Here is a 1,439-nt window from a genome sequence, read left to right on the forward strand (position 1 = left end):
TCGGTACTTCCCAATCGAGGGTTCGGAAGCCGAGTTGAATTGGTGTGAGCCGTTCAATCTTGGAACGGTAGCTCTGTGAATCGAAGCATCGGTCTGAACTGAACAGAGACAGCAATGAGAACGGTTGTTGAAGCAGTTTCTGAGGAGTGCTGCTGCTGATAACTCGCTAGCCAGAGGCCGCGGGCTGGCCGTCAGCCCGCGGCCGAAGCGTACGCGTCAGGCACACCGACACCGTTCATTTCAATCTCCCACCGCCGCCCTAACTCTGCTTCCAGCTCGTGGCGAATCCAGTCACAGAACGTCGTGAACGTGAACTGCTCGGGCAGGTCGCGCCCGCCCCGACGCGGGCGGGCGACGACCGCCCATCGCAGCACGAGCCATAGGTTCTCCAAGAGGAAGCTCACGATCACGAACGCAAACCGCACGATTGGATCCTGTGTTGTCGTCGTTGCTCGCGCTTGGCGAAACAGCCGATAGCTGGTTTCTATCGCTGAGCGTTTCCGGTAGCGTCGTTCGACCTGCGTGGGCGTGCGATCGGCCAGATCGCACGCCACGTATCCACGAACGATCTCGCCATGTTTGTCTCGGTCACCGTTCTGGTATGAGACAGAGACAGCGAGCGGGAAGCGCAGTTCCCGCTCGCGTCCCTTGTACATGCGATAGGTCGTCATGTACGAGCAGTGTGTGGTGAGTTTGTCCTTCATGCGCTCGCCCTTCTCTTTGACAGGTATCACCGTCGTCGCTAGGTCGCGTGCGCGACGAATTACCCGTTCGTTGTAGAAGCCACGATCCGCAAGTAGGAGGTCTATCTCGAAGGGATAGGCGGCGACGCGGTCGAGGACGCGCTCGACCGCGTCGGCCTCTTTCTCGTCGCTGCGAACGTAGGTCACTGTCAGTGTCACCGGCTTGCCGTTCGAGACGACGTAGGCGGTACAATAGCGGTGGCATGTTGTCGTTCCATCTTTGGGATTCGTAGTACAGAGTTCACCGTCTTCCTCGGCGGGGTCGCCGTGGTATGGGTTATCGACGAAGTCGATGGAGACGATTCTCGACCGGTCAAGGTCGAGAATCGTCAAGGCAAGGTGTCGTAACAGGATGTTTGCCGCCATTTCGAGCTTCTCACGTTGAAGCGTGTGAAGCCAGTTCATGACAGTATCGTCGCAGGGGGTATCGTCCGTTTGGGACGTAACCTCCCAAACGGACGACTGGTTGACGCTGGCCATGGTGACGACAGGCCAGATATCACCGGAATCGAGGGGCGAGCCCTCGATTCCTTGGAGTGGAAGCTGGTCAATTACGTCAGCCGCTACATCTTTGACGTCTGCTGCCGAAAGAACACCGTCCGGTTCAGGGAGCTTTAACACACTTCTGAACCGGACGTCTTCCTCAATCAGAGCGACGCTTCAGTTCCGCTGCTCACGTCGGTTGGGAAGTACCGA

1 protein-coding gene is annotated in these 1,439 nt (G+C 58.0%); it reads right to left on the bottom strand.

The annotated features are described in order from the left end of the window. Positions 1 to 191: 191 nt before the first annotated feature. Positions 192 to 1,364, bottom strand: coding sequence for an ISH3 family transposase (locus tag ACMGFM_RS16615; RefSeq protein WP_436903806.1), 1,173 nt, complete (start codon positions 1,362 to 1,364; stop codon positions 192 to 194). Between the last annotated feature and the right edge of the window lie 75 nt (positions 1,365 to 1,439).

The sequence above is a fragment of the Halovenus halobia genome (assembly GCF_051414135.1).
In the GTDB taxonomy this organism is placed as follows: Archaea; Halobacteriota; Halobacteria; order Halobacteriales; family Haloarculaceae; genus Halovenus; species Halovenus halobia.